Below are 21189 nucleotides of genomic sequence, written 5' to 3' on the forward strand. Positions count from 1 at the left end.
TTGGCCCCGGACCCTCGTCTGTGGAAAACCCGCTGAAGGAAAGAAGAGAAGGAGGGCCGAGCGGGCCGGGGCCGCGCCGCGGGCCCAGGGGCCGAGGCCGGGTGCCCGGGGCTAGGGGCCTGGGGTCCAGGGGCTGGGCGCCGGGACCTGGGGGCGGCGGGGCTGGGACCCGGGCCGGCGCTGGTCAGCTGTGCAGCGGCCGCCTGGCGAGCTTGGCCAACGCGGCCTCGTCCAGGCCGGTCAGTTGGTCGATCTCTGGCTGAGTGGTCGCACCGCAGTCGACCGCCCGAAGCACATAGCCGGCCAGTGCCGCAGCAGTGGCCGGCTCGTCGAGGTAGCCGGATTCGCCGTGGCCGGTGTAGGCGCGGAGGCGGGCTGCTGCAGTGTCCAGGCCTTCGCGATAGAAGGTGTAAGTCGCCAGATAACGCGTCGGAAGTTGGGCGGGATGCATGTCCCACCCCTGGTAGATGCCGCGTTCCAGCGAGCGCCGGACCAGCCGGGCATGGAGGCGCCAAGCGGCATGGACAGCGGTGCGGTCGCCGACAGGGAGAACGTTGGTAGATCCGTCCGATACAAAGATCCCGGTGCCTGCCGCGGCCAGCTGCATGACGTCCTTGGCGTGATCGGCGACCGGATGCTCCATGCTCTGGTACGCCGCCGCGACACCCAGCGAGGCCGAGTAGTCGTAGGTGCCGTAGTGGAGCCCCGTCACGCGGCCGGCCCCGGCGGTGATCATGCGTGGGATGAGCGCAATGCCGTCAGGACCGAGGATCGACTGCGGAGTCTCGATCTGGATCTCGAAGCCAAGCTTCGGCACGGAGTGGGCGCGCTCGACAGCGTCCAGTACGACAACCATCGCCTCGATCTGCTCGACCGAAGTGACCTTGGCGAGCGTGATCACGAAACCAGCGGTGAGCGCCCCGGCAGAAGCCAGCTCACCGACGAACAGGTCGAGCGTGCGGACCCCGCGCCGGCGGCTCGGCGCCTCCAGGGACTTGATCCGCAGACCGTGGTACGGCGGCGCCGACCCGGCCTTCACGGTTTCAGCCAGCGCACGAGCCGCACCAACAACCGCAGCGTCCTCCTCCGCGTCGGAGCGCGTGCCGTACCCGTCCTCGAAGTCGATCCGCAGGTCCTCGATCGGCTCGTCGTCCAGCTTCGCGCGGACCCGCTCGTAGACCTGCTCGTGAAGCCGGGCGTCCGCGGACAGCGACGCCGCCAACGCAAACTCAGCAGCCGACCCGCCATGAGCATCCAGCGCGGCTTTCGCCTCAGCAGCCCAGGCATCAACAGTCCCCACGGAGTACTGATCGCCCGGCACGTACACCGTATGCACAGGCTGCCGCACCCCTCGATCCCCCGGGTACCGCGTGGTCAGTACGGCGTCGGCCTCGGCCAGCCGTCGGTCCAGGTCGCCGACGAGAGCGTCGAGGTCTGTCATACCCACCACCTTAATCTCCCAGATTTCCGTATAGCGGAGACTAATATCCACCAAACGAAACCCGCAAGAGCTTGAGCTTCCGGGATCTGACGCTAGACTTCCGCCATTCGGAAGGAGACCCAGTGCCAGAAACCACCGGAACCGCCCGCTCGGGCAGCGTGCAGTCGATCGAGCGCGCGTTCGGCCTGCTCGAACTGATGGCCGACGCCGGCGGAATGCTCGGCCTGTCCCAGCTGGCCACCGCCTCCGGACTCCCCCTGCCGACGATCCACCGCCTGGTCCGCACGCTCGTCGACCTCGGCTACGTCCGCCAGGAGCCGTCCCGCCAGTACGTACTCGGCCCGAAGCTGATCCGCCTCGGCGAGACCTCGTCACACATGCTCAGCGTCTGGGCCCGGCCGCACCTGGCCCGCCTGGTCGACGAGCTGGGCGAGTCCGCCAACCTGGCGATGCTCGACGGCGACCAGATCGTGTACCTCGCGCAGGTCCAGTCGCGGCACTCGATGCGCATGTTCACCGAGGTCGGCCGCCGGGTCCTCCCCCACTGCACCGCCGTCGGCAAGGCGATCATGTCCCAGCTGCGCGACGCCGAGGTCCGCGAGCTGCTGCAGCGCACCGGCATGCCCAAGCACACCGAGACGACGATCACGGACGTCGAGGAATTCGCGGCCCAGCTCCGCAAGGCACAGCAGGACGGGTACGCCGCCGACGAGGGCGAGCAGGAGCTCGGAGTCCGCTGCATCGCCGTACCGGTGTTCGACGTCCCGTCCCGCCTCGCACTCTCGATCTCGGGCCCCGCCGGCCGGATGACCGAGACCCTGGTCGACCGGGCGATTCCCCTCCTCACCCAAGCCGCCCAGTCCCTGTCCGACGACCTGCGCTAGGACACCCGAAGGATCACGCGCGAAGTCCCAGCCCCCTGCTCGACGTCCTCATGCGCCGCAACGATCTCGTCCAAGGAGTACTCAGCCCGTACGTCGTACCGCAGATCCCCCGCGACCAACGCCGCCGTCAGCTCGCGCGCCGCGCGCTGGTTGGCCTCCTCGGGAAAGTCGTCGTTGCTGATGAACCGAACGGCGATGTTCTTGAACGCGAGCTGCCAGTACGGCACCACCGGCCGGGTCTCGCCGGTCGCGTAGGTGTTGATCGACCCGTTGTACCGCAGCCCACCGGAGGTCACCGCCCGATGCCCGGTGATCCCAGGGATCCCCAGCCCCGCCGCCTGGGCACTCTCCACGACATCAGGCAGTACGACGGCATGCTCCGACGGCACGACGGTGCACTCCGCCGCCGTCCCGCCCGGCCGGTACGACTGGGCCAGGAACACCCATACCCGCGACCCGATCCGGTCAGCCGGCACATCGTTGCCGACAGCATCGATCACCCCGACACCGTCCCCGTGCGGTACGACGCGCGGAAACGCCATCGTCGACCCCCAGTACCCCTGCCGCTTGCCGATGTCCCCGACGTGGATCCCGGAGACCTCGACCCGGACGCGCACCTCACCGGGCGCAGGCTCGGGCACCGGCAGCTCGCCCACCCGCCGGACGTCGCGGGCCGCGCCCTGCGCGTCGTACCAGGCGGCCTTCATCGCGCGAGCTCCGCGTGGTGCGTCGCGAACCACTCGCGGAAGGTCTGCAGCTCCGGGTTCAGCTCCCGCACGAGCGCGAGGTCGCGGTCGTTGCTGAACTGCTCGTGGTTCTCCGCGTAGTACTGGAACATGTTGCCGAACTCGACAGCACCCGGGAAGCCGAAGGACCGGAAGTCGTCCCACCCGTGCGGCGCGTACGTGACCGGCTCGCCGAGCACATCGCTCATCACCGCCACGAGTTGCGCACCGGTGAGCTTGTCGCCACCGATCGCGATCGTCCGGCCGACGTACTCGTCGCCGCGGCGGAAGATGCCGAGCGCGGTCTTGCCGATGTCGCCGACCGCGATCGCGTTCAGCGGGGCGTCGTCCATCGGCAGCGTCAGCACGAGCTGCTCGTTCTCGTCGCGGACGGGACCCAGGTCGCTGGTCAGGTTCTCGTAGAAGAGCGTGGTCTGCAGGAAGGTGGTCGGCACGCCCGACTGGCGGAACAGCTCGTCCGCCTCGCTCTTGGCGTCGAAGTGCGGCACCTTGTACCGGCCGTCGTCCAGCGTCGGGACGCGGTCGGTGTCACCGAAGTGCGGCCGGGTGTCGGCGAGCGTCGACCAGATCACGTGCTCGACCCCCGCGTCGCGCGCCGCGCGGGCCGCGTTGCCGGCCTGCTCCAGCTCCATGTCGGCGGCCGATCGCGCGGCCACATCGGCTTCGTCGCGCTGAGCGAAGTAGTTGGTCACCACGAACGCGCCGTACACGCCGTCGAAGGCCTTCCGCAGACTCTCCTCGTCGTCGAGGTCGGCCTGGACCACCTCGGCGCCGGCCGCCGCGAGCTCCTGCGCCTTCGCGCTCTGCGGGTTCCGGGCCACCGCACGGACGCCGAACTCGCCCGACGGATCGGCCAGAATCGCCCGCACCATGCCGCCGCCCTGCGCTCCGGTCGCACCGATGACGGCGATCGTCTTCGTCATAGCAGTCCCGCTCCTTGATCGTCACCAATCTTGACTATTTCTGGAGCGTAGGTCGCCGGATCCAACTAGTCAAATATGGTGATGATCATATAAACTGACTACCACCCGCAGGACTAGACGTCGATGCGCGAGCCCATGATCACCACGCGGTCGCGCGGCAGCCCGAAGTACTCGGCCGCGTCCGCGCTGATGTGGGACGTCGCCACGAACAGCCGGCTGCGCCAGCGGGCCATGTCCGGCCGGTCCCCGAGCCGCAGTTCAATCGTCGACAGGAAGTACGACGTGTCGCTCAGGTCCAGCGACGCCACCTCAGAGCTCTGCTCGGCGGCCAGCCGCAGTACGGCGGCGACGTCCGGCGTCTGGACGTACCCGAACCGGGCCGTCACGTGGATGATCCGGTCGTCGTCGAACCCGAGGTCGTCGATCGTGATCCGGGTCTCGTCGGGGACCGACGGCACCGGGTCGGTCTCGATCGAGAGGATGATGACGTTCTCGTGCAGGATGTGGTTGTGCTCGACGTTCGCGCGCATCGCCAGCGGCACGGTGTCCTTGCCGCGGTTGAGGAAGACCGCGGTCCCGGGCACCCGACGCAGCGGCGGCTGGGCTTCGTGCAGCTCGTTGACGAACGTGGTCAGTGAGCCTTCCTGACGCTCGCGGCGCGCGGTCACCAGTGCCCGCCCACGCTGCCAGGTGGTGAGCACGGTGAACACCGTGATGCCGATCAGCAGCGGCAGCCAGGCGCCGTGCACGAGCTTGGTCAGATTCGCGCCGAGGAAGAGCAGCTCGAAGGACAGGAAGACGGCACCGCCACCGAACACCACCCACAGCGGCTTCCGCCACTGCCGGCGGACCAGGTAGAAGAACAGCACGGTCGTGATCGTGACCGTGGCGGTCACCGCCATCCCGAAGGCGAAGGCGAGCGCCGCCGAGGTCTGGAACGCGAAGACCAGTGAGTACCGAGATCATCAGCGCCCAGTGATCCACGGGACGTAGATCTGCCCGATCGTCCGGCTGGAGGCGTGCAGGATCCGTAGCCGCGGCAGGTATCCGAGCTGGACCGCCTGACGAGCGACCGAGAACGCGTCGAAGATGCCGAGCCCGGCCAGCAGCACCTTCGTCCGCCGGCTGCCGTTGGTCCCGTGGCTGCGGATCAGCGTGATCAGCGTGAGGATGCCGCCCTCGCCGTGGTTGTCGGCGCGCAGGATCAGCAGTACGTACTTGATCGTCACGATGATCGTGACCGCCCAGAAGATCAGCGACACGATCCCGAACACGCTGTCGGCCGAGACCGGCACCGGGTGCGGGTCGCCGGGGTTGAACACGGTCTGGATCGTGTAGATCGGGCTCGTCCCGATGTCGCCGAACACGACACCGAGCGCCCCGATGGTCAGCAGGGTCCGGGACTGTACCCGGCCGTCCACAGGGTCGGCGCTCATCGCGTCAGCCTCTTCACGGCCGCATTGAACCACCGCCGGTTGTCCGCCAGACCGATCACACTCACCTGGTGCTGTGAGAATTCTGTGAGAAAGTGGTGGCGCAGTGGTTCGTCCCGATCGCCAGTCGGGACGTCGTAAGAGGGAACCCGGTGGAAGTCCGGGACTGCCCCGCAGCGGTGAGTGGGAACGACCGCCGTCATCAGCACTGGACCGGAGGACCGGTCTGGGAAGCGACGGCCAGTAGGTGTCTGGACGACAGGCGCGCCCGCGAGTCCGAAGACCTGCCTCTGCCCGCCGTGCGTCGTCGTACGGCGGGACCACGCCTCCTCGTGGGAAGGGCGGCCGTGCGTGACCCGTCGCGCCTGCCTTCCGGACTCCTGAGATGCGTGGTCTTCGAGACTGCCTCGCCAAGGAGAGACGCTTGAACACCCAGTCAGCCGCACGGTCCACCGTGTACGGCTATCCCCGCCAGGGCCAGAACCGCGAGCTGAAGAAGGCCATCGAGGGCTACTGGAAGGGCACCGTCAGCGCGGACGCCCTCCGGCAGACCGCCGCCGGCCTGCGCAAGGCCAACTGGCAGCAGCTCGCTGCCGACGGCATCGACGAGGTCCCGACCGGTGACTTCTCGTACTACGACCACGTGCTCGACACGTCGGTCCTGCTCGGTGCGATCCCCGAGCGGCACCGGGCCGCCGTGGCGGCCGATCCGCTGGACGGCTACTTCGCGATGGCCCGCGGCACCCAGGAGGTCGCGCCGCTCGAGATGACCAAGTGGTTCGACACCAACTACCACTACATGGTCCCCGAGCTCGGCCCGGACACCACCTTCACCGCCGACACCAGCAAGCAGGTCGCCGAGCTTCGCGAAGCACTCGACCTCGGCCTGACCGCCAGACCGGTCGTCGTCGGCCCGATCACCTACCTGCTGCTGGCCAAGCCGGCACCGGGCGTCGACGAGCACTTCGAGCCGCTCTCGCTGCTCGACAAGATCCTCCCCGTGTACGCCGAGGTGCTCGCCGACCTGCGCGCCGCCGGCGCTCAGTGGGTCCAGCTCGACGAGCCCGCGCTGGTCCAGGACCGCTCGGCCGACGAGCTCGACCTGACCGCCCGTGCGTACGCCGTACTGGGTGGGCTGACCGATCGCCCGCGGCTGCTCGTCGCGTCGTACTTCGACCGGCTCGGCAAGGCGCTCCCCGTGCTCGCCAAGTCGCCGGTCGAGGGCCTCGCGATCGACTTCACCGGTCCCGCGGAGGGCAACCTCGACGACCTGGTCGCGTCCTCCGAGGTGCGCTCCAAGCGGCTCGTCGCGGGCGTGGTCAACGGCCGCAACATCTGGATCAACGACCTGACCAAGTCGCTGGCCACCCTGACCCGGCTGCGCTCGCTGGCCGGCCAGGTCGACGTCAGCGCGTCCTGCTCGCTGCTGCACGTCCCGTACGACGTCGCCGCCGAGGACGGCGTGGCCCCCGAGGTCGCGAGCTGGCTGGCGTTCGCCCGGCAGAAGTCGGCCGAGATCGCCACGCTGACCCTCGGCTTCACCGAGGGCGCCGAGGCGATCGCCGAGCAGCTGAACGCGAACCGGGCCGCCCTGGACTCCCGGAGCGGTTCCGCGCTGACCAACAACCCCGACGTCCGTGCGCGGGTCGCCGCCGTCACCGAGGCGGACAGCCACCGCTCCGCGCCGTACGCCGAACGCAGCGCCGCCCAGCAGGCGCGGCTCGGCCTGCCGTTGCTCCCGACAACCACCGTCGGCTCGTTCCCGCAGACCACCGAGCTGCGGACGGCCCGCGCCGACCTGCGCGCCGGCCGGATCGACGCGGCGCAGTACGACGAGCGCATCGGCACGGAGATCCAGGAGGTGCTCGCGTTCCAGGAGAAGGCCGGCCTGGACGTCCTCGTGCACGGTGAGCCCGAGCGCAACGACATGGTCCAGTACTTCGCCGAGCAGCTCGACGGGTACCTGGCCACGCAGCACGGCTGGGTCCAGTCGTACGGCACCCGGTACGTCCGGCCGCCGGTGCTGGTCGGCGACATCTCGCGGCCGGAGCCGATGACCGTGCGCTGGTGGGCGTACGCGCAGCTGCAGACCGAGCGTCCGGTCAAGGGCATGCTGACCGGGCCGGTGACGATGCTGGCATGGTCGTTCGTGCGTGACGACCAGCCGCGCAGCGAGACCGCGCGTCAGGTCGCGCTGGCGCTGCGGGACGAGGTGAACGACCTGGAGGCGGCCGGTGCCGCGGTGATCCAGGTCGACGAGCCGGCCTTGCGGGAGACCCTGCCGCTGCGGCGGGCCGACCGTGCGGCGTACCTGAGCTGGGGCACCGAGGTGTTCCGGCTGACGACCAGCGGCGTGCGCGCGGACACCCAGATCCACACGCACATGTGCTACGTCGAGTTCGGCGACATCCTGAACGCGCTGGACGAGATGGAGGCCGACGTCGCCAGCCTCGAAGCGGCCCGCTCACACATGCAGGTCGCCCACGAGCTCGGCGACGCCGGCTACCCGCGCGGCGTCGGGCCGGGTGTCTACGACATCCACTCCCCGCGCGTCCCCGGCACGCCCGAGGTCGTCTCGCTACTGCAGAAGGGCCTGGCCGCGATCCCGGCCGAGCGCCTGTGGGTCAACCCGGACTGCGGCCTCAAGACCCGCGGCTGGCCCGAGGTCCGCGACTCGCTCGACAACCTGGTCGGCGCGGCCCGCACCGTCCGCGAACAACTCAGCTGATGTCGTAGCAGGTGGTACAGAGATATGCTTCTCTGTACCACCTGTTACTCCCTCGAAAGGACGGCCCCGTGATCGATCCGGTGACGCTGGAAGAGCAGTACGGCGCGCACAACTACCACCCGCTCCCCGTCACCATCGCGCACGCCGAGGGAGCCTGGGTCACCGACACCGGCGGGCAGCGCTACCTCGACTGCCTGGCCGGCTACTCCGCCCTCAACTTCGGTCACCGGCACCCGGCGCTGATCGCCGCCGCGACCGCGCAACTCGGCCGGGTCACGCTGACCAGCCGGGCCTTCCACCACGACCAGCTCGGCCCGTTCTGCGCCGAGCTCGCCGCGCTGTCCGGCAAGGACGCCGTCCTGCCGATGAACTCCGGCGCCGAAGCCGTCGAGACCGCGCTCAAGCTGGCCCGCCGCTGGGGCTACCTGGTCAAGGGCGTGCCGGACGGCCGGGCCACGATCATCGTTGCTGATGGCAACTTCCATGGCCGGACGATCAGCATCATCAGCTTCTCCGGCGACGCGGTCGCACACGACAACTACGGGCCGTACACGCCGGGCTTCCGGTCCGTCCCGTACGGCGACGCCGCCGCGCTGGAGGCCGCGATCGACGACACGACGGTCGCCGTACTGCTCGAGCCCGTCCAGGGTGAGGCCGGGGTGATCGTGCCGCCTCCGGGTTATCTCGCCGCGGTTCGGGAGGCCTGTACGCGCAACGACGTGCTGATGATCGCGGACGAGATCCAGTCCGGGCTCGGCCGGGCCGGCGCGACGTTCGCCTCGCAGCGGGCGGGCGTCGTACCGGACGCGTACATCCTCGGCAAGGCGCTCGGCGGCGGCATCGTCGCGCTGTCGGCCGTGGTCACCGACCGGGCGATCATGGACGTCATCACGCCGGGCACCCACGGCAGCACCTTCGGCGGCAACCCGCTCGCCGCGGCCGTCGGCCGCGCGGTCGTCGAACTGCTCGCACCGGGCGATCTCCAGCAGCACGCGCTCGACCTCGAGCCGGCGCTCCGCGAGCGACTCGAGCCGTTGCGCGCGCACGGCCTGGTCGGCCTCCGAGTGCACGGCCTATGGGCCGGCCTCGACCTCGATCCCGCGCTCGGCACCGGCCGCGACCTCTGCGAGAAGCTCGCCGACCACGGCGTACTGGCGAAGGACACCCACGGCTCGACCATCCGCCTGTCGCCGCCGCTGACCGTCACCACGACCGAACTCGACTGGCTGACCGAGCGCCTGACGCTCGCCCTGAAATCCCTTGCAGCCTGAGCGGATCCGCCGGCGGCTCCGCTGACGTTGCTAACTCGCCATGACCTGCGCTGCCCGCTCCCAGACCCGGTGGAGACCGACCGTGTCGAGGAGCTCGGCAGTGAAGGGCTTGGCGACGCTCTCCCCCACTACGACGCCAGGTGCGGTCGTGTCGATCCCAGCGGCGGTGAGGACCTGGTCGCCGTCGCCCCAGGCGGCGATCACCTTGCAGTGGCGGAAGAGCTCGCCCAGCAGGATCGACAGCTTGATGTCGGTGAAGTCGGGAATGCCTCCGGCGACCACCACCGCGTCGTACTCGATCGATCGGGTGGTGAGCAGCGTCCGCTCGACGATCTGCTCCGAGCGCGCCCGCTTGACGACTCCGCCCAGCGGCGCGATCAGCCGCAGTACGGCGCCGCGCGCCTCCACGGCGCGACGCAGCTTCGTGATCCCGGCCAGGTCAGCGCCCGGAGCCGCGAAGACGCCGATGACCCGCCCGGTGATCGAACCCGGACCCGGCGGGACCTGCGACAACGCCGGCGACGGAACGACCTCGGCCGGCGCTCCGGCGGGCGCGGGCAGCCCGAGCCCTTCGGCCACCGCCGCGCACAGGTCCGCGTCGACGTTCGCCAGTACGCCGAGCATCCGCTCGCGAATCGGTTGCTCGTAGCACTTGCCGAGCTCGAACGTGAACGCCTCGACGATGTGGACCTTCTCCACCTCGCTCATGCTCGCCCAGAACAGCGTCGCCTGCGAGAAGTGGTCCGCGAACGACACCGGGTTCTCCCGGACCGCCCGCCCCTCGATCTCGCGCGGCACCTGCACGTACCCGCCCTCGTCCTCCCGCGCGGGCCGCGGCGCGGCGTCGATGCTGTTCGGCAGGTACGGCGAAACGCCCTGGTGCACGGCGGTCTGGTGCATCCCGTCGCGCAGGTTGTCGTTGACCGCGGCGTGCGGGCAGTTGATCGGCAGCTGGGTGAAGTTGGGTCCGCCGAGCCGCGTCAGCTGGGTGTCCAGGTACGAGAACAGCCGGGCCTGCATCAACGGATCGTTGGTCACCTCGATGCCCGGCACCAGGTTCCCGGTGTGGAACGCGACCTGCTCGGTCTCGGCGAAGTAGTTCGTCGGGTTGCGGTCCAGCGTCAGCTTGCCGACCAGCTGCACCTCGGCCAGCTCCTCCGGCACCAGCTTCGTCGGGTCGAGCAGGTCGATCCCCTCGAAGGTCTCGTCCGCGGAGTCCGGGAACAGCTGCAACCCCAGCTCGAACTCCAGCGGCGCGCCGTTCTCGATCCCGTCGGCCATGTCCCGGCGGTGGAAGTCCGGGTCGGTCCCGGCCGCGAGCTGCGCCTCCTCCCAGACCAGCGAGTGCACGCCGGCCACCGGCTTCCAGTGGAACTTGGCCAGCGCCGTCGCACCGTCGCCGTTCACCAGCCGGAAGGTGTGGACGCCGAAGCCCTCCATCGTCCGGTACGAGCGCGGGATGCCGCGGTCCGACATCGCCCACATCACGTGGTGGGTCGCCTCGGTGTGCAGCGACACGAAGTCCCAGAACGTGTCGTGCGCGGACTGCGCCTGCGGGATCTCCCGGTCCGGGTGCGGTTTGCCGGCGTGGATGATGTCGGGGAACTTGATCCCGTCCTGGATGAAGAACACCGGCATGTTGTTGCCGACGAGGTCGAAGTTGCCCTCCTCGGTGTAGAACTTCACCGCGAAGCCGCGGACGTCGCGCACAGTGTCGGCCGAGCCGCGTGAGCCGAGCACCGTGGAGAACCGCACGAACACCGGCGTCTCCCGGCCCTGCTGCAGGAACCCAGCCTTGCTGGCTGCGGTCGCGTTCCCGTACGCCGTGAAGGTGCCGTGCGCGGCCGCCCCGCGCGCGTGCACGACACGCTCCGGGATCCGCTCATGGTCGAAGTGGGTGATCTTCTCGCGCAGGTGGAAGTCCTCGAGCAGCGTCGGCCCCCGCGACCCCGCCTTCAGCGAGTGGTCCGTGTCCGGCAGCCGCACACCCTGCGCGGTGGTCAGGTAGTCCCCTGCCTGCGCCCGTGCGGTCTGTACGGCGTCGACGCTTTCTGCCCTTGCCCCCACAGCCGTTGTTTTGCCGCCTCGGGTTGTGCGCCCGCCCCCGGCCTTGGCCGCCGCCTTTCGTCCGGTGGGACCGGCCGCCGTAGGCGCTGCTTGGTCGGCCTTGCGTTTCGGGGGCACGGGGCGTCTCCTCAAGTGGCTGGATATGACACATCCCGGTACCCGGGCGCAATCAGGTCGGCCAGCAGATCAGCCAGCCCACCCCGCGCCCGCCCCACGACTCGTGCGTACGGTCAGGTTCAGCGGCTGCACCCCACGGAACCCCGCGTCGAGCAGCCGGAACCACAGATCCCGATCCTCCCCGGTCGCGATCGGCCGGTAACCGCCAACCGCGAGAAACGCGCTCCCCCGGACGCCGAAGTTCGCGCCGTGCACGTGGTCGTGGCTCAACGGCAGGATCCCGTCCCACCAGCTCCCGCGTCAGCTCGCCGACCCCGCAGGCCGGCTCCAGCACCCGTCGACATCGCTCCAACGGCAACGCGGCGAGCAGCACCGCCCGCTTCCGCCGTTCGTACCAGCTGTCCGCCGTGTGCCAAGGATCGTCCGCCGCCCGGTAGAGCTCGGCAGACCGCTCGACCGGCGCCGACTCGGTCCGCGGCTCCCGGAACTGCACCTCGAAGTCGCGGTCGAAGTGCGTCAGCATCAGCGGGTCGAGATCGGGTCCTCACCGTTCGGTCCCGGCACGAGCTGGGAGACGAACGCAGCCAAGGCCTTCTCCTTCCCCACCCGCAGCCGCTCCGGCAACGGCATCCGGACGGCCCGCGACCTTGGTGGGCGTTCGTCGTACGGCGTCATCCAGTGCCACATCCAGATCGGGTACGACCAGCGGTGCGTCTCGACCGGCGCCGCGGCCACTCGTCCTCGCCGGTCAGCGGTCGCGTCACGCCGTCGCCTCCAGGAACCGTCGGCCCAAAGCGGCGTAGTCGCGCTCCGCGTGGTGCTGGCGGACGTACACCTGCAGGTCGGCGAACAACTGCGCGAACCCGCGGTCCCGCGACAACGGCGTCGGCCCGACGATCCGCGGCACCCGGTCGGCCACCGCGCGGGCCGTCTGCTCAGTGCTTGCCCGAAGCAACCAGACCTCCGTCATCACGTCGGCCTTCGGATCGGCGTCGATCGCCGCCGCGGTCCGGCGCAGCAGCCCTTCAGTCGCGGCCAGCGACGTCCGAAGCTCCCCGACGTGCGCAAGCTGATGCTCGTCCGCACCCTGACCGGCGCGCAGGTAGTCGGTCGTCCGTTCCACGAGACCGAGCGAACCGCCGTACCAGACGGCGGCGACTCCTCCACCGCCCCACCAGAATCCACGACGACCCGTGGAGAAGCCGGGCGCATCGATCCGGGGGCCGACGGCAACATCCTCGAAGATCACGTCCGGGCTGTCGGACGCATCCATCCCCACCGCCTGCCAGCTGTCGTCCACCCGAACGATGCCCGCCTGATCCAGCGGTACGTCGTACAGGCTGCTCTCGCCCTCGACGGACAACGCGACCACTAGCGCCCGGTCCAACGAATGAGCGCCCGAGCAGAACCGCACCGTCCCGGCCAGCCGTCCGTCCCTGCTCCTGGATCGGGCAGCTTCAGGTCGCCACTTTCCGCAAGCTCCCGAAGCCTCTCCGCCACCGATCGCGCCGTCCGCCGCGCTCCGTCCGCCAAGTCGTCACCCATGCCCCGCGGGTACCCGCGCGAACCACCCGCTTCACCTGAGCGTCAGGCGGCACCCCAGACCAGACAGAACTCGTTGCCTGCCGGATCGCGCAGGCAGGCCCACTCGTCGCCGTCGTAGAGGTCGAGGGCCCGGGTCGCGCCGAGAGACAGGGCACGTTCGATCGCGGCGTCGCGGCGATCGGCCGGGACGCGCAGGTCGAGGTGGACCGGGTTCTTGCGGTTGTCCGGCGGGTCCGCGACCAGGCAGAAGTCCAGGCGGACAGTTGCCCCGTGCAACTCGACGACCTCGTCCCCGTTGGCCCGCAACTCACCCCCGAGAAACCGCTGCCAGAACCGCCCGACCGCCCAGGGGTCCTGACAGTCGATCGCGACCGCGGCCAGCTCGGGTAGGTCGTCCATACGACCATTCTGAGGGGTTCTGCTGATACCTGGCACGCCAGGGACTCCCACCCGCGACCAGGCGTGCTGTTCGATGGACGAACAAGCCGTTCACGGAAGGAACACCATGTCGACCTGGTTCATCACAGGCTGCTCGACCGGACTCGGGCGCGCGTTCGCCGAGGCGCTGCTCACCCGCGGCGACAACGTCGTCGTCACCGCGCGGGACGTCTCGAAGGTGCAGGACCTCGCGGACGCCTACCCGGACACCGCGCTCGCACTCCCGCTCGACGTCACCAGCGACACCCAGGTGGCCGACGCCGTGGCCGCGGCCGAGAAGCGGTTCGGCGAGATCGACGTCCTGGTCAACAACGCCGGCTACGGCTACCGCGCCGCCGTCGAGGAGGGCGACGACGAGGACGTCCGGCAACTCTTCGACACCCACGTTTTCGGTACGGTCCGGACCGTCAAGGCCGTCCTGCCTAGCATGCGCGCCCGCAAGAGCGGCACCATCGTCAACCTCTCCTCGATCGGCGCGCGGATCTGCCCGGAAGGCTCGGGCTACTACGCCGCCGTCAAGTCCGCGGTCGAGTCGCTGACCCTCTCGCTGCGTAAGGAGGTCGCGCCGCTCGGCATCACCGCGCTCGTCGTCGAGCCCGGCGGCTTCCGCACCGACTTCGCCGGCCGCTCGCTGCGGCAGGCCGCCGAACCGATCGCCGACTACGCCGGTACGGCGGGCAAGCGCCGCAAGGAGAACGACACCGTGCACGGCACCCAGCCGGGCGATCCGGCCAAGGCCGCCGCCGCACTGATCGAGGCCGTGGAGTCCGACTCGCCGCCGTACATGCTGCTGCTCGGAAACGACGCGTCGACGGCGTTCCGAACCGCTCTCGACGCCCTCCGGACCGAGGTCGACCAGTGGGAACTGGTCAGCCGCGCCACTGACTTCGACCAGTAGACCACAGTCTCGGTTCCCGGCGGCGTCGAGTACAAGGTCCCCGACGCCTACCGCCGATTTGCTCCCGGGAGTGCTTTCGTTGGGTCTATCCCCCTCGGGTGGCCCTAGCCACCCGCGCCGTCAACGGCTACACCTGGCACAACGCCCCGGACGGCGGCGCGTGCTTCGTCGACGGCAGCGGCTGGATCTACGTGTCCAACTCCGAGGTCGGCAGCGGCAGCGGTGGCGCGAGCGCGCTCCGGTTCAACAGCAGCGGGACGGTCACCAGCGCGTACCGGATCCTGTCCGGTACGACGCAGAACTGCTCCGGCGGCGCGACCCCGTGGGGCACCTGGCTGTCGTGTGAGGAGACCGACCTCGGCTACGTCTGGGAGACCGACCCGTACGGCACCAAGGCCGCCGTACGCCGTCCGGCCCTTGGCCGCTTCTCCCACGAGGCCGCCGCGGCGGACCCTGACCGCCGCGTCATCTACCTGACCGAAGACGTCCCCGACGGCGGGTTCTACCGCTTCGTCCCGACCACCTGGGGCGACCTGTCGGCCGGCACGCTGCAGGTCCTGCGCGAGTCCGGCAGCACCCTGTCGTGGGTCACCGTCCCCGATCCCGACGGCAGCCCGACCCGGACCCGCCGGCAGGTCTCGGGGATGAAGAAGTTCAACGGCGGCGAAGGCTGCTACTACCGCAACGGCACCTGCTTCTTCACCACCAAGGGCGACAACCGCGTCTGGGCCTACAACGCGGCGAACAACACCATCGCGATCGCGTACGACGACGACCTGACCCCGAACCCGCCGCTGACCGGCGTCGACAACATCACCGGCACCTCGTCGGGCGACCTGTTCGTCGCCGAGGACGGCGGCAACCTGGAGATCTGCATCATCACCCCGAACGACATCGTCGCGCCGTTCCTCCGGGTCACCGGCCAGTCCGGCTCGGAGCTGTGCGGAGTCGCCTTCAACCCCGCCGGGAACCGCCTCTACTTCTCGTCCCAGCGCGGAACGAGCGGGTCGAGCAGCGGCGGGATCACGTACGAGGTCACCGGCTCGTTCCGTTGAGCCTGGCTACCGGCAGGTCGGCATGATCGTCTTGGCGGAGTCCTGGTCGGCGGCGGTGATGGGGAGCGTGTACTTGCGGGCGACCTGGAGGTAGCGCAGCACGTAGACGCAGCGGTAGGCCCGGTTGAGCGGCATCCACTCCCCCGGGCCGGAGTCGTTCTTCGAGGCGTTGGCCGGGCCGTCAACAGCAAGCAGGTTGGCGGCCTGGTCGTTCGCGAAGTCGACGCGGCGCTGGGCCGGCCAGCGCGCGGCGCCCATGTCCCACGCCCTCGACAGCGGGTAGATGTGGTCGATCTGCACCTTGGACGCGGCGGCCTTGCGGAAGTCGACGCGGCGCCCGGTGTACGGCTCGGCGGTCAGCGTGCCCTCGACCACGACGCAGCTCTTCGCGGTGCGGTTGTGGACGGCGGTCAGCTGCGCGGCCAGCACGTCGTTGCGGGTGTCGCAGCCGTTGTGCCCACCCGGCCCGTTGTGGTCGTCGGTCCAGCTCTGCCCGAACTGGTCGCGCTGGTACCCGGCGACCTCAGGCCTGGACGCGATCACCTTCGCCCCGCGCAGCTCCGCGGCGATCGCCTTCGCGGTCGCGCCCTGCGGTTTGGCGACCGATGGTTTGGCGACCGGAGGTTTGGCCACCGACGGTGGCGAACTGGGCCCGGGCCCCGCACCGGCGACGGTGCACCCGGACACGAACAGGACAGCAACAAGCAGCAGGCGGATCACCGACGGAAAGTTACCGGTGCGACCTCCCGATCCTCCGCCGCACGCGCCGACACCTCCCGACCTATCCGAGCCGGACGACCGACCCGCTGCCGACGACCAGCGCGTCGGGAAATCGCAGGTCCTCCCAGAACGCCGCGGGGTCCGCCAGCCCGATAGTTGCCGTCAGCCACAAAGTCATGGCCATCCCGTGCGAAGCGATCACCACCGGCCGCCCGCCCGCCGCCGCCACGTGCTCGGCGACACCGTCGGCGAACCGCCGTACGACGTCCTCGCGCCGTTCCCAGTCCTCGTGATCCGCACCGCCGACGTACGCGCGCCGCCGGGTCCGGAAGTCCCCCGCGTACGCCTCGACCCGCTCGATCTCGTCGAACCGCCGATCCGTGATCGCCGCACCGATCGTCTCGATCGCCTTCACCTCGGTGCTGGCCACCAACCGAGCACCAGCCGGCAGCCGCGCGCACAACTCCCGCGCAGCGGTTCGCCCCTCCGCACTCAGCACCCAGTCCCGCGCGGGAACCTCCGGCCCGTGGACAGGCATCGCATGACGAACGAGGACGAGCATCCGGACAAGCTACTACCCGGCCCAGCGGCCGGTGAAGAAGGTGAGGGCGACGATGGTCGACAGCGGCGCCACGACGCACAGGTAGGTCGTCCTCACCCAGGGGTGGCGCAGGGTCCAGACGCCCAGGCCGACCCACAGCGGCCACCACAGGAGTGTTGCCCTGGGCATCGACAGGAACCAGTACGACGTACCGAGCGCCAGCAGGCTCAGCCCGAGGTAGGTCGCCTCGGCCCAGCGTCGCTGCCGCACCAGGAACGTGAGCAGAACCAGGCCGACGACGACCGCCACCAGTTCGGCCTGGAACATCCACGCGTAGCCGGTGGTCTGGACGTGATCGAAGGCGGCGGTCCATGTGGTGGTCCAGGTGTGCCACGGCGCGGTGAGGTCGCGGTACCAGCCTCGTTCCTGGGCGTGCTTCCAAGCCATCACATCGCCGGTGCGCGAGTACAGGTAGAGGAAGTAGGCGGCGGCCGGCAGCCCCGGGACGGCCAGCCACGGGAGCGCGGACCACCTCCGGTACGCGCGGACGGTGACGAAGAACTGCACGACGATCGCCACCGCCAGGAACAGAACAGCACGGCGTCCCGGTCCCACCGCTGGAACATCGTCCCGACGCTGCCGGGATCACGGGTCTCGGCGTCCCCGGGAACAGCCACCGCGCGCAGTACGCCGTCATCCAGATGGCGGGCCGGGTCACCACGTACAGGTACAGGACCCTGCGATCGACCGGGGCGAGCCTCCGTGAGTACACGGCGGCTCGCTCCGCCGTACTGGTGTGCGTCGTCATCACCCAGTACTTGCCCGAAGCCCCCAGTCCCCTTCTCGGGGTGTCCGGACCTCGACCAGGACCGCGTTGAGGTCGCGGAGGACGGTCAGTACGCCGTACAACTGAGTCTGGTCGGCGGCCGTGATGGTGGTGGTGCCGTCGGCGTTGCGAGTGAGTGCGCCCAGCCGGGCCGACCAGTGGTCGTCGAGGTGGCCTTCGACGCGGATCTCGTACGCCGTCATCGGCCCGCTGCGACGGGCAGGTCGGTCGGGACCTCGACGGCCTGACGGCGCTGGTCGCGGTACAGCGAGATGCCGAGCCCGATCAGCGCGATGCCGGTGGGGACGGCGAACGGCCGGCTGAACGAGTCGGGCAGTGCGGACAGCGCCAGCACGGAAACGGTGCCGTAGGCAAGCAACAGGCTCGCCCAGCGGGCCAGGACACCGGCCCGGAACAACGCGATGCCGAACAGCAGACCGCCCACGGCGTACCCGATCCCGGAGACGAGGAACAGTTCCGACGCGCGGCCGATGTCGCCGGCCGGGGTGCGCCCGACGGCGCCGTCGATGAAGTCCTGGACGTAGCCAGGACTGGTGCGAGCCACCGTCGGGAGCACGACGGCGACGATGCACTGGACGGCGAACATCGCGAGGTAACCGATGCTCAGCAGCACGTACCCGGCGAGCCCGAGAACGCCGAACTGGCGTCGGTGGCGCAGGAACATCCCGGTGATGCCGGCCAGCGCCAGGACGGCCATCACCGTCTTCGCGGCTTCGCGGACGGCCAGGTCGGTGGTGACGACGTGCGCGACGTCGGCCGGCGGGTGGTTGATCTGGACGCCGACGAAGATGGCCCCCGCGGCGGCGGCGCAGAGACCGGTGGCGGCGACGAGACGGTTCTCGGTGAGGTTCATGGTGGACTCCTGGGTCCTCGGGACCGGACGGGCTGTCCGGCGATGTCCCTGACGGTAGGAATCGAGGTGGTGACTCCACATCACCCGATGTGGTGACCTAGGTGGTGATCAGTCCGAGCTCCGCAGCACGCCGTACGGCGGCTCGGCGGGTGTTCACGTCGAGCTTGGTGAAGATGTGCTTGGTGTGGGTGCGCAACGTGTTCACCGAGACGAACAGGTGCCGCGCGATCTCCGGCCCACTCAGCTCGGTCGCCAGCAGCCGCAGGACCTCGACCTCCCGCTCACTCAGCCCGTCCTCCTGCACGGCCGGAGGGCGTTTCTCCAGCAGTTGGTGGGCGGACGGCCCGCCCAACTGCCCGAGCAACTCCGTGATCGGCTCGTCGAGGAACAGCCGGCGGTACCCCGCGGGCACACCGTCAGCCAGGGCTGCCTCGAGATCCACGACCGCTGCGTCGGCGTCACCAGCGGCCTGATGAGCCAGCGCCCGCACCAGCCGCCCCTCGATCAGGCTCGCGCCCACCGCCGACTCCAGCACCCGGTCGAGAAGCCCGAGCGCATCCTGCCCCTCCGCGATCAGCAGCCGAGCAAGCGTGAGCTGGTCGTACTCCGCCAGATAGACCGCCGGATCGGCCGCCGCGACCCCACGCTCCCGCGCCCACCTCCGCGCGTCGTCGAGCCGCCCTTGCGCGATCCACACCCGCGCCCTGATCGCGGGAATCGGCCGCACGTCCGGGAAGTAGCCCGGCAGGAAGAGCGGCTCGGCCTGGTCGAGCATCGCGATCGCGCCGTCGAGATCGCCTCGCGCCCGCAGCAGCGCGGCCGACGCGGTGTACCAGCGGTGGCGGTTCTCCAGCAGGGATGCGCGATCGCCGAGCGCGCGAGCGATCTCCAGGTGTTCCGCGGCTGCCTCCAGCTCGCCCTGCTCACGCAGTACGTCGGCCAACCCCACGTGCAGGTCCCCCGTGGTCGACAGCCCCGGACGCCGCTCGGCCGCACCAACCGCCCGCTCGTACAGCCGACGCGCCTCGACCGGACGTCCACGCGCCAACCACATATTCGCCAGTACGACGGTCGCGCCCAGTTCGTCGGCGACCATCCCCGCCGCTCGCAGGCTCGCGACCGCGGTGGTGAAGGTGTCGACCGCCGTCACCAACTCACCGTCGGCCCACGCCGCCAGCCCGAGAAAGCCTGACGCCGCACCGCGCGGAAAGTGGTCCTCGGGACCGGCCAGCGACAGCGCCCGCCGCGCGTGCGCCACCGTTCCGTCGATGTCGCCACGAGCCTGCGCGACCGACGCCCGGTAGACCGCGATCATCGCCGGCAGTTCGCCCGCGCTGTCCTTCAGACCCGCCTCGGCCGCGTCCAGCCACTCGCCGACCCCTTCGAAGTCTCCCTCCGACAGGCGGCACCACCCGACGTAGGTCGCCAGCACCGGCCGACGCCGTACGACGTCCTCAGGCAGCGCGGTCAGCCACTCGCGCAACAACCGGTCCTGCCGTTCCCGGCGCAGCGAGGCCTCGACCAGCTCGATCAGATCGGCCGTGCGCTCATGGTCCCCACTCGCGAACGCATGCCGTACGGCGTCGACCAGCAACCCGTGTCCCGCAAGCCACCGACTGGCCGCCGCATGCAGCTCAGCGCCACGATCGCCCTGCCGAGCGCGCAACGCGTCGGCGAACAGATGGTGATAGCGGTACCACCGCCGCCCGTCGTCCAGCGGTACGACGAACAGGTTCTCCCGCTCGAGCGTCTCCAGCATCGCCTGCCCGTCGGACCGACCGGTGAGCGCGTCGCACAGCCCGCCGCTCAACTGGTCGAGCACACATGTCGCGAGCAGAAACGCCCGGACGTCCTCCGGCTGCCGATCCAGGACTTCCTCGACCAGGTAGTCGAGCACGAACCGATGGCTCCCGGAGAAGTCCTCGACGAACCCCGCAACATCCGCCCGGGTCCTCGCGGACAACGCGGCCAGTTGCAGCCCCGCCGCCCACCCTTCGGTCCGCTCTTCGAGCGCGGACACCAGCGCGGGCTCCAACCGCAACCCCATCACGTCGTTCAGAAACACCTCGGCCTCGTCAGCCGTGAACCGCAGGTCCGCCGCACGCACCTCCACCAGCTCACCCCGCGCCCGCAATCGCGCCAAAGCCAGCGGCGGATCCGCCCGGGTCGTCATCGCCACCGTCACCCGCGGAGGCAGGTTCTCCAGCAAGAACCCCACCGCCTCGTGCACGGCCGCCGAGTCGATGACGTGGTAGTCGTCGAGCGCCACCACGGTCCGACCCACCAGCACCTCGAGGTCGTTGATCAGACTGACCAGCACAGCATCGGCCGGCGCCGCGCTGTCCAGCAACTCCAGCGCCTCGCCACCGACGTCCGGCTCAGCCGTTCGAATCGCCGCCACCAGCTGCATCAGAAACCGCCGCGGATCAGCATCACCCGCATCAAGAGCCAGCCACGCCACCCGACCGTGCAACCCCAGCCACTGCGCCAGCAACGTGGTCTTCCCGAACCCAGCCGGCGCCGCCACCAGCACCAGCCGCGGCGCGCCGTCAGCACTCAACCGCCCAACGAGCCGAGCACGCTCCACCAACCGCCGCCGCGACGACGGCAGGCGCAACTTCGTGCCCAGCACCGGCATGCCCTCAGCGTAGGCCCGGCCGGACTCCCCATCCGTGCCACGTG

General features: G+C 70.0%; 20 protein-coding genes, 1 pseudogene and 1 riboswitch. Of the genes and pseudogenes, 5 read left to right on the plus strand and 16 right to left on the minus strand.

Going from position 1 to position 21189, the window contains the following annotated elements:
- Positions 1-184: 184 nt before the first annotated feature.
- Positions 185-1441 carry a DUF6986 family protein gene (locus HDA39_RS10910; protein WP_184795107.1) on the minus strand — a complete coding sequence of 419 codons (1257 nt, stop codon included), beginning with the start codon at positions 1439-1441 and terminating at the stop codon, positions 185-187.
- A 122-nt stretch (positions 1442-1563) separates the two neighbouring features.
- On the opposite strand from HDA39_RS10910, the gene HDA39_RS10915 reads away from it, so the two are divergent.
- Positions 1564-2325 carry an IclR family transcriptional regulator domain-containing protein gene (locus HDA39_RS10915; RefSeq protein WP_184795108.1) on the plus strand — a complete coding sequence of 254 codons (762 nt, stop codon included), beginning with the start codon at positions 1564-1566 and terminating at the stop codon, positions 2323-2325.
- On the opposite strand, the gene HDA39_RS10920 is transcribed toward HDA39_RS10915, so the two are convergent.
- The 4 genes and pseudogenes from HDA39_RS10920 to HDA39_RS44095 form a co-directional block, all read right to left on the minus strand.
- The gene (locus HDA39_RS10920) at positions 2322-3032 is read right to left on the minus strand and encodes an alcohol dehydrogenase catalytic domain-containing protein (RefSeq protein WP_184795109.1); all 711 of its coding nucleotides are present in this window, start codon (positions 3030-3032) and stop codon (positions 2322-2324) included. The two genes, HDA39_RS10915 and HDA39_RS10920, sit on opposite strands and share 4 nt — an antisense overlap.
- Positions 3029-3994, minus strand: a complete 966-nt coding sequence (locus HDA39_RS10925) for an NmrA/HSCARG family protein (RefSeq protein ID WP_184795110.1) — start codon at positions 3992-3994, stop codon at positions 3029-3031. The genes HDA39_RS10920 and HDA39_RS10925 overlap by 4 nt, the downstream gene beginning before the upstream one ends.
- 113 nt (positions 3995-4107) lie before the next feature.
- A complete protein-coding gene (locus HDA39_RS44090) occupies positions 4108-4578 on the minus strand; it encodes a KUP/HAK/KT family potassium transporter (protein ID WP_420488799.1) in 471 nt (156 codons plus the stop codon).
- Positions 4579-4623: 45 nt separating this feature from the next.
- Positions 4624-5430 (minus strand): annotated as a pseudogene (locus tag HDA39_RS44095) (KUP/HAK/KT family potassium transporter); the annotation flags it as partial.
- Positions 5431-5517: 87 nt separating this feature from the next.
- A riboswitch (cobalamin riboswitch) is annotated at positions 5518-5733 on the plus strand.
- Between the two features lie 118 nt (positions 5734-5851).
- Between HDA39_RS44095 and metE the strand changes: the two are divergent.
- A complete protein-coding gene (gene metE, locus HDA39_RS10935) occupies positions 5852-8155 on the plus strand; it encodes a 5-methyltetrahydropteroyltriglutamate--homocysteine S-methyltransferase (RefSeq protein WP_238356029.1) in 2304 nt (767 codons plus the stop codon).
- 68 nt (positions 8156-8223) lie between these two features.
- Entirely contained in the window at positions 8224-9426 is a 1203-nt protein-coding gene (rocD, locus tag HDA39_RS10940) for an ornithine--oxo-acid transaminase (protein WP_337925707.1), read from the plus strand.
- A gap of 30 nt (positions 9427-9456) precedes the next feature.
- On the opposite strand, the gene HDA39_RS10945 is transcribed toward rocD, so the two are convergent.
- From HDA39_RS10945 to HDA39_RS10965, 5 genes are all read right to left on the minus strand, one after another.
- Positions 9457-11610, minus strand: coding sequence for a catalase (locus tag HDA39_RS10945; RefSeq protein ID WP_184795112.1), 2154 nt, complete (start codon positions 11608-11610; stop codon positions 9457-9459).
- A gap of 69 nt (positions 11611-11679) precedes the next feature.
- Positions 11680-11880, minus strand: coding sequence for a hypothetical protein (locus HDA39_RS10950; protein ID WP_184795113.1), 201 nt, complete (start codon positions 11878-11880; stop codon positions 11680-11682).
- A gap of 252 nt (positions 11881-12132) precedes the next feature.
- Complete coding sequence (locus HDA39_RS10955; protein WP_184795114.1) at positions 12133-12345, minus strand: hypothetical protein; 213 nt, start codon at positions 12343-12345, stop codon at positions 12133-12135.
- A gap of 25 nt (positions 12346-12370) precedes the next feature.
- Positions 12371-12997 carry an acyl-CoA dehydrogenase family protein gene (locus tag HDA39_RS10960; protein ID WP_184795115.1) on the minus strand — a complete coding sequence of 209 codons (627 nt, stop codon included), beginning with the start codon at positions 12995-12997 and terminating at the stop codon, positions 12371-12373.
- 200 nt (positions 12998-13197) lie between these two features.
- Positions 13198-13554: a VOC family protein gene (locus tag HDA39_RS10965; RefSeq protein ID WP_184795116.1), complete on the minus strand. Its 357-nt coding sequence runs from the start codon at positions 13552-13554 to the stop codon at positions 13198-13200.
- Positions 13555-13660: 106 nt separating this feature from the next.
- Here HDA39_RS10965 and HDA39_RS10970 point away from each other — a divergent pair, with 106 nt between their 5' ends.
- Together HDA39_RS10970 and HDA39_RS10975 are read left to right on the plus strand one after the other, a co-directional pair.
- Entirely contained in the window at positions 13661-14491 is an 831-nt protein-coding gene (locus HDA39_RS10970; protein WP_184795117.1) for an oxidoreductase, read from the plus strand.
- A gap of 98 nt (positions 14492-14589) precedes the next feature.
- Complete coding sequence (locus tag HDA39_RS10975; RefSeq protein WP_337925708.1) at positions 14590-15546, plus strand: alkaline phosphatase PhoX; 957 nt, start codon at positions 14590-14592, stop codon at positions 15544-15546.
- A gap of 6 nt (positions 15547-15552) precedes the next feature.
- Here the strand turns inward: HDA39_RS10975 and HDA39_RS10980 are convergent, their stop codons facing one another.
- The 6 genes from HDA39_RS10980 to HDA39_RS11005 all read right to left on the minus strand — a co-directional run bounded on the left by HDA39_RS10980 (position 15553) and on the right by HDA39_RS11005 (position 21145).
- Entirely contained in the window at positions 15553-16266 is a 714-nt protein-coding gene (locus HDA39_RS10980) for an HNH endonuclease family protein (protein ID WP_337925709.1), read from the minus strand.
- A 61-nt stretch (positions 16267-16327) separates the two neighbouring features.
- Complete coding sequence (locus HDA39_RS10985) at positions 16328-16828, minus strand: histidine phosphatase family protein (RefSeq protein WP_184795118.1); 501 nt, start codon at positions 16826-16828, stop codon at positions 16328-16330.
- 12 nt (positions 16829-16840) lie between these two features.
- On the minus strand, positions 16841-17422 hold the full coding sequence (locus HDA39_RS10990) for a hypothetical protein (protein ID WP_202892943.1): 582 nt from the start codon (positions 17420-17422) through the stop codon (positions 16841-16843).
- Positions 17423-17614: 192 nt separating this feature from the next.
- The gene (locus tag HDA39_RS10995; protein ID WP_184795119.1) at positions 17615-17836 is read right to left on the minus strand and encodes a hypothetical protein; all 222 of its coding nucleotides are present in this window, start codon (positions 17834-17836) and stop codon (positions 17615-17617) included.
- Positions 17833-18507, minus strand: a complete 675-nt coding sequence (locus tag HDA39_RS11000; RefSeq protein WP_184795120.1) for a hypothetical protein — start codon at positions 18505-18507, stop codon at positions 17833-17835. The genes HDA39_RS10995 and HDA39_RS11000 overlap by 4 nt, the downstream gene beginning before the upstream one ends.
- A 97-nt stretch (positions 18508-18604) precedes the next feature.
- Positions 18605-21145, minus strand: a complete 2541-nt coding sequence (locus tag HDA39_RS11005; protein WP_184795121.1) for a winged helix-turn-helix domain-containing protein — start codon at positions 21143-21145, stop codon at positions 18605-18607.
- Between the last annotated feature and the right edge of the window lie 44 nt (positions 21146-21189).

This window comes from Kribbella italica, assembly GCF_014205135.1.
GTDB classification, from domain to species: Bacteria; Actinomycetota; Actinomycetes; order Propionibacteriales; family Kribbellaceae; genus Kribbella; species Kribbella italica.

Bases quoted from the DNA above. Each gene is read 5' to 3' on its own strand.
- HDA39_RS10910 (WP_184795107.1), bottom strand. From the start codon at position 1,441: ATGACAGACCTCGACGCTCTCGTCGGCGACCTGGACCGACGGCTGGCC.
- HDA39_RS10920 (WP_184795109.1), bottom strand. From the start codon at position 3,032: ATGAAGGCCGCCTGGTACGACGCGCAGGGCGCGGCCCGCGACGTCCGG.
- HDA39_RS10925 (WP_184795110.1), bottom strand. From the start codon at position 3,994: ATGACGAAGACGATCGCCGTCATCGGTGCGACCGGAGCGCAGGGCGGC.
- HDA39_RS10965 (WP_184795116.1), bottom strand. From the start codon at position 13,554: ATGGACGACCTACCCGAGCTGGCCGCGGTCGCGATCGACTGTCAGGAC.
- HDA39_RS10970 (WP_184795117.1), top strand. From the start codon at position 13,661: ATGTCGACCTGGTTCATCACAGGCTGCTCGACCGGACTCGGGCGCGCG.
- HDA39_RS10985 (WP_184795118.1), bottom strand. From the start codon at position 16,828: ATGCTCGTCCTCGTTCGTCATGCGATGCCTGTCCACGGGCCGGAGGTT.
- HDA39_RS10995 (WP_184795119.1), bottom strand. From the start codon at position 17,836: ATGACGGCGTACGAGATCCGCGTCGAAGGCCACCTCGACGACCACTGG.
- HDA39_RS11000 (WP_184795120.1), bottom strand. From the start codon at position 18,507: ATGAACCTCACCGAGAACCGTCTCGTCGCCGCCACCGGTCTCTGCGCC.
- HDA39_RS11005 (WP_184795121.1), bottom strand. From the start codon at position 21,145: ATGCCGGTGCTGGGCACGAAGTTGCGCCTGCCGTCGTCGCGGCGGCGG.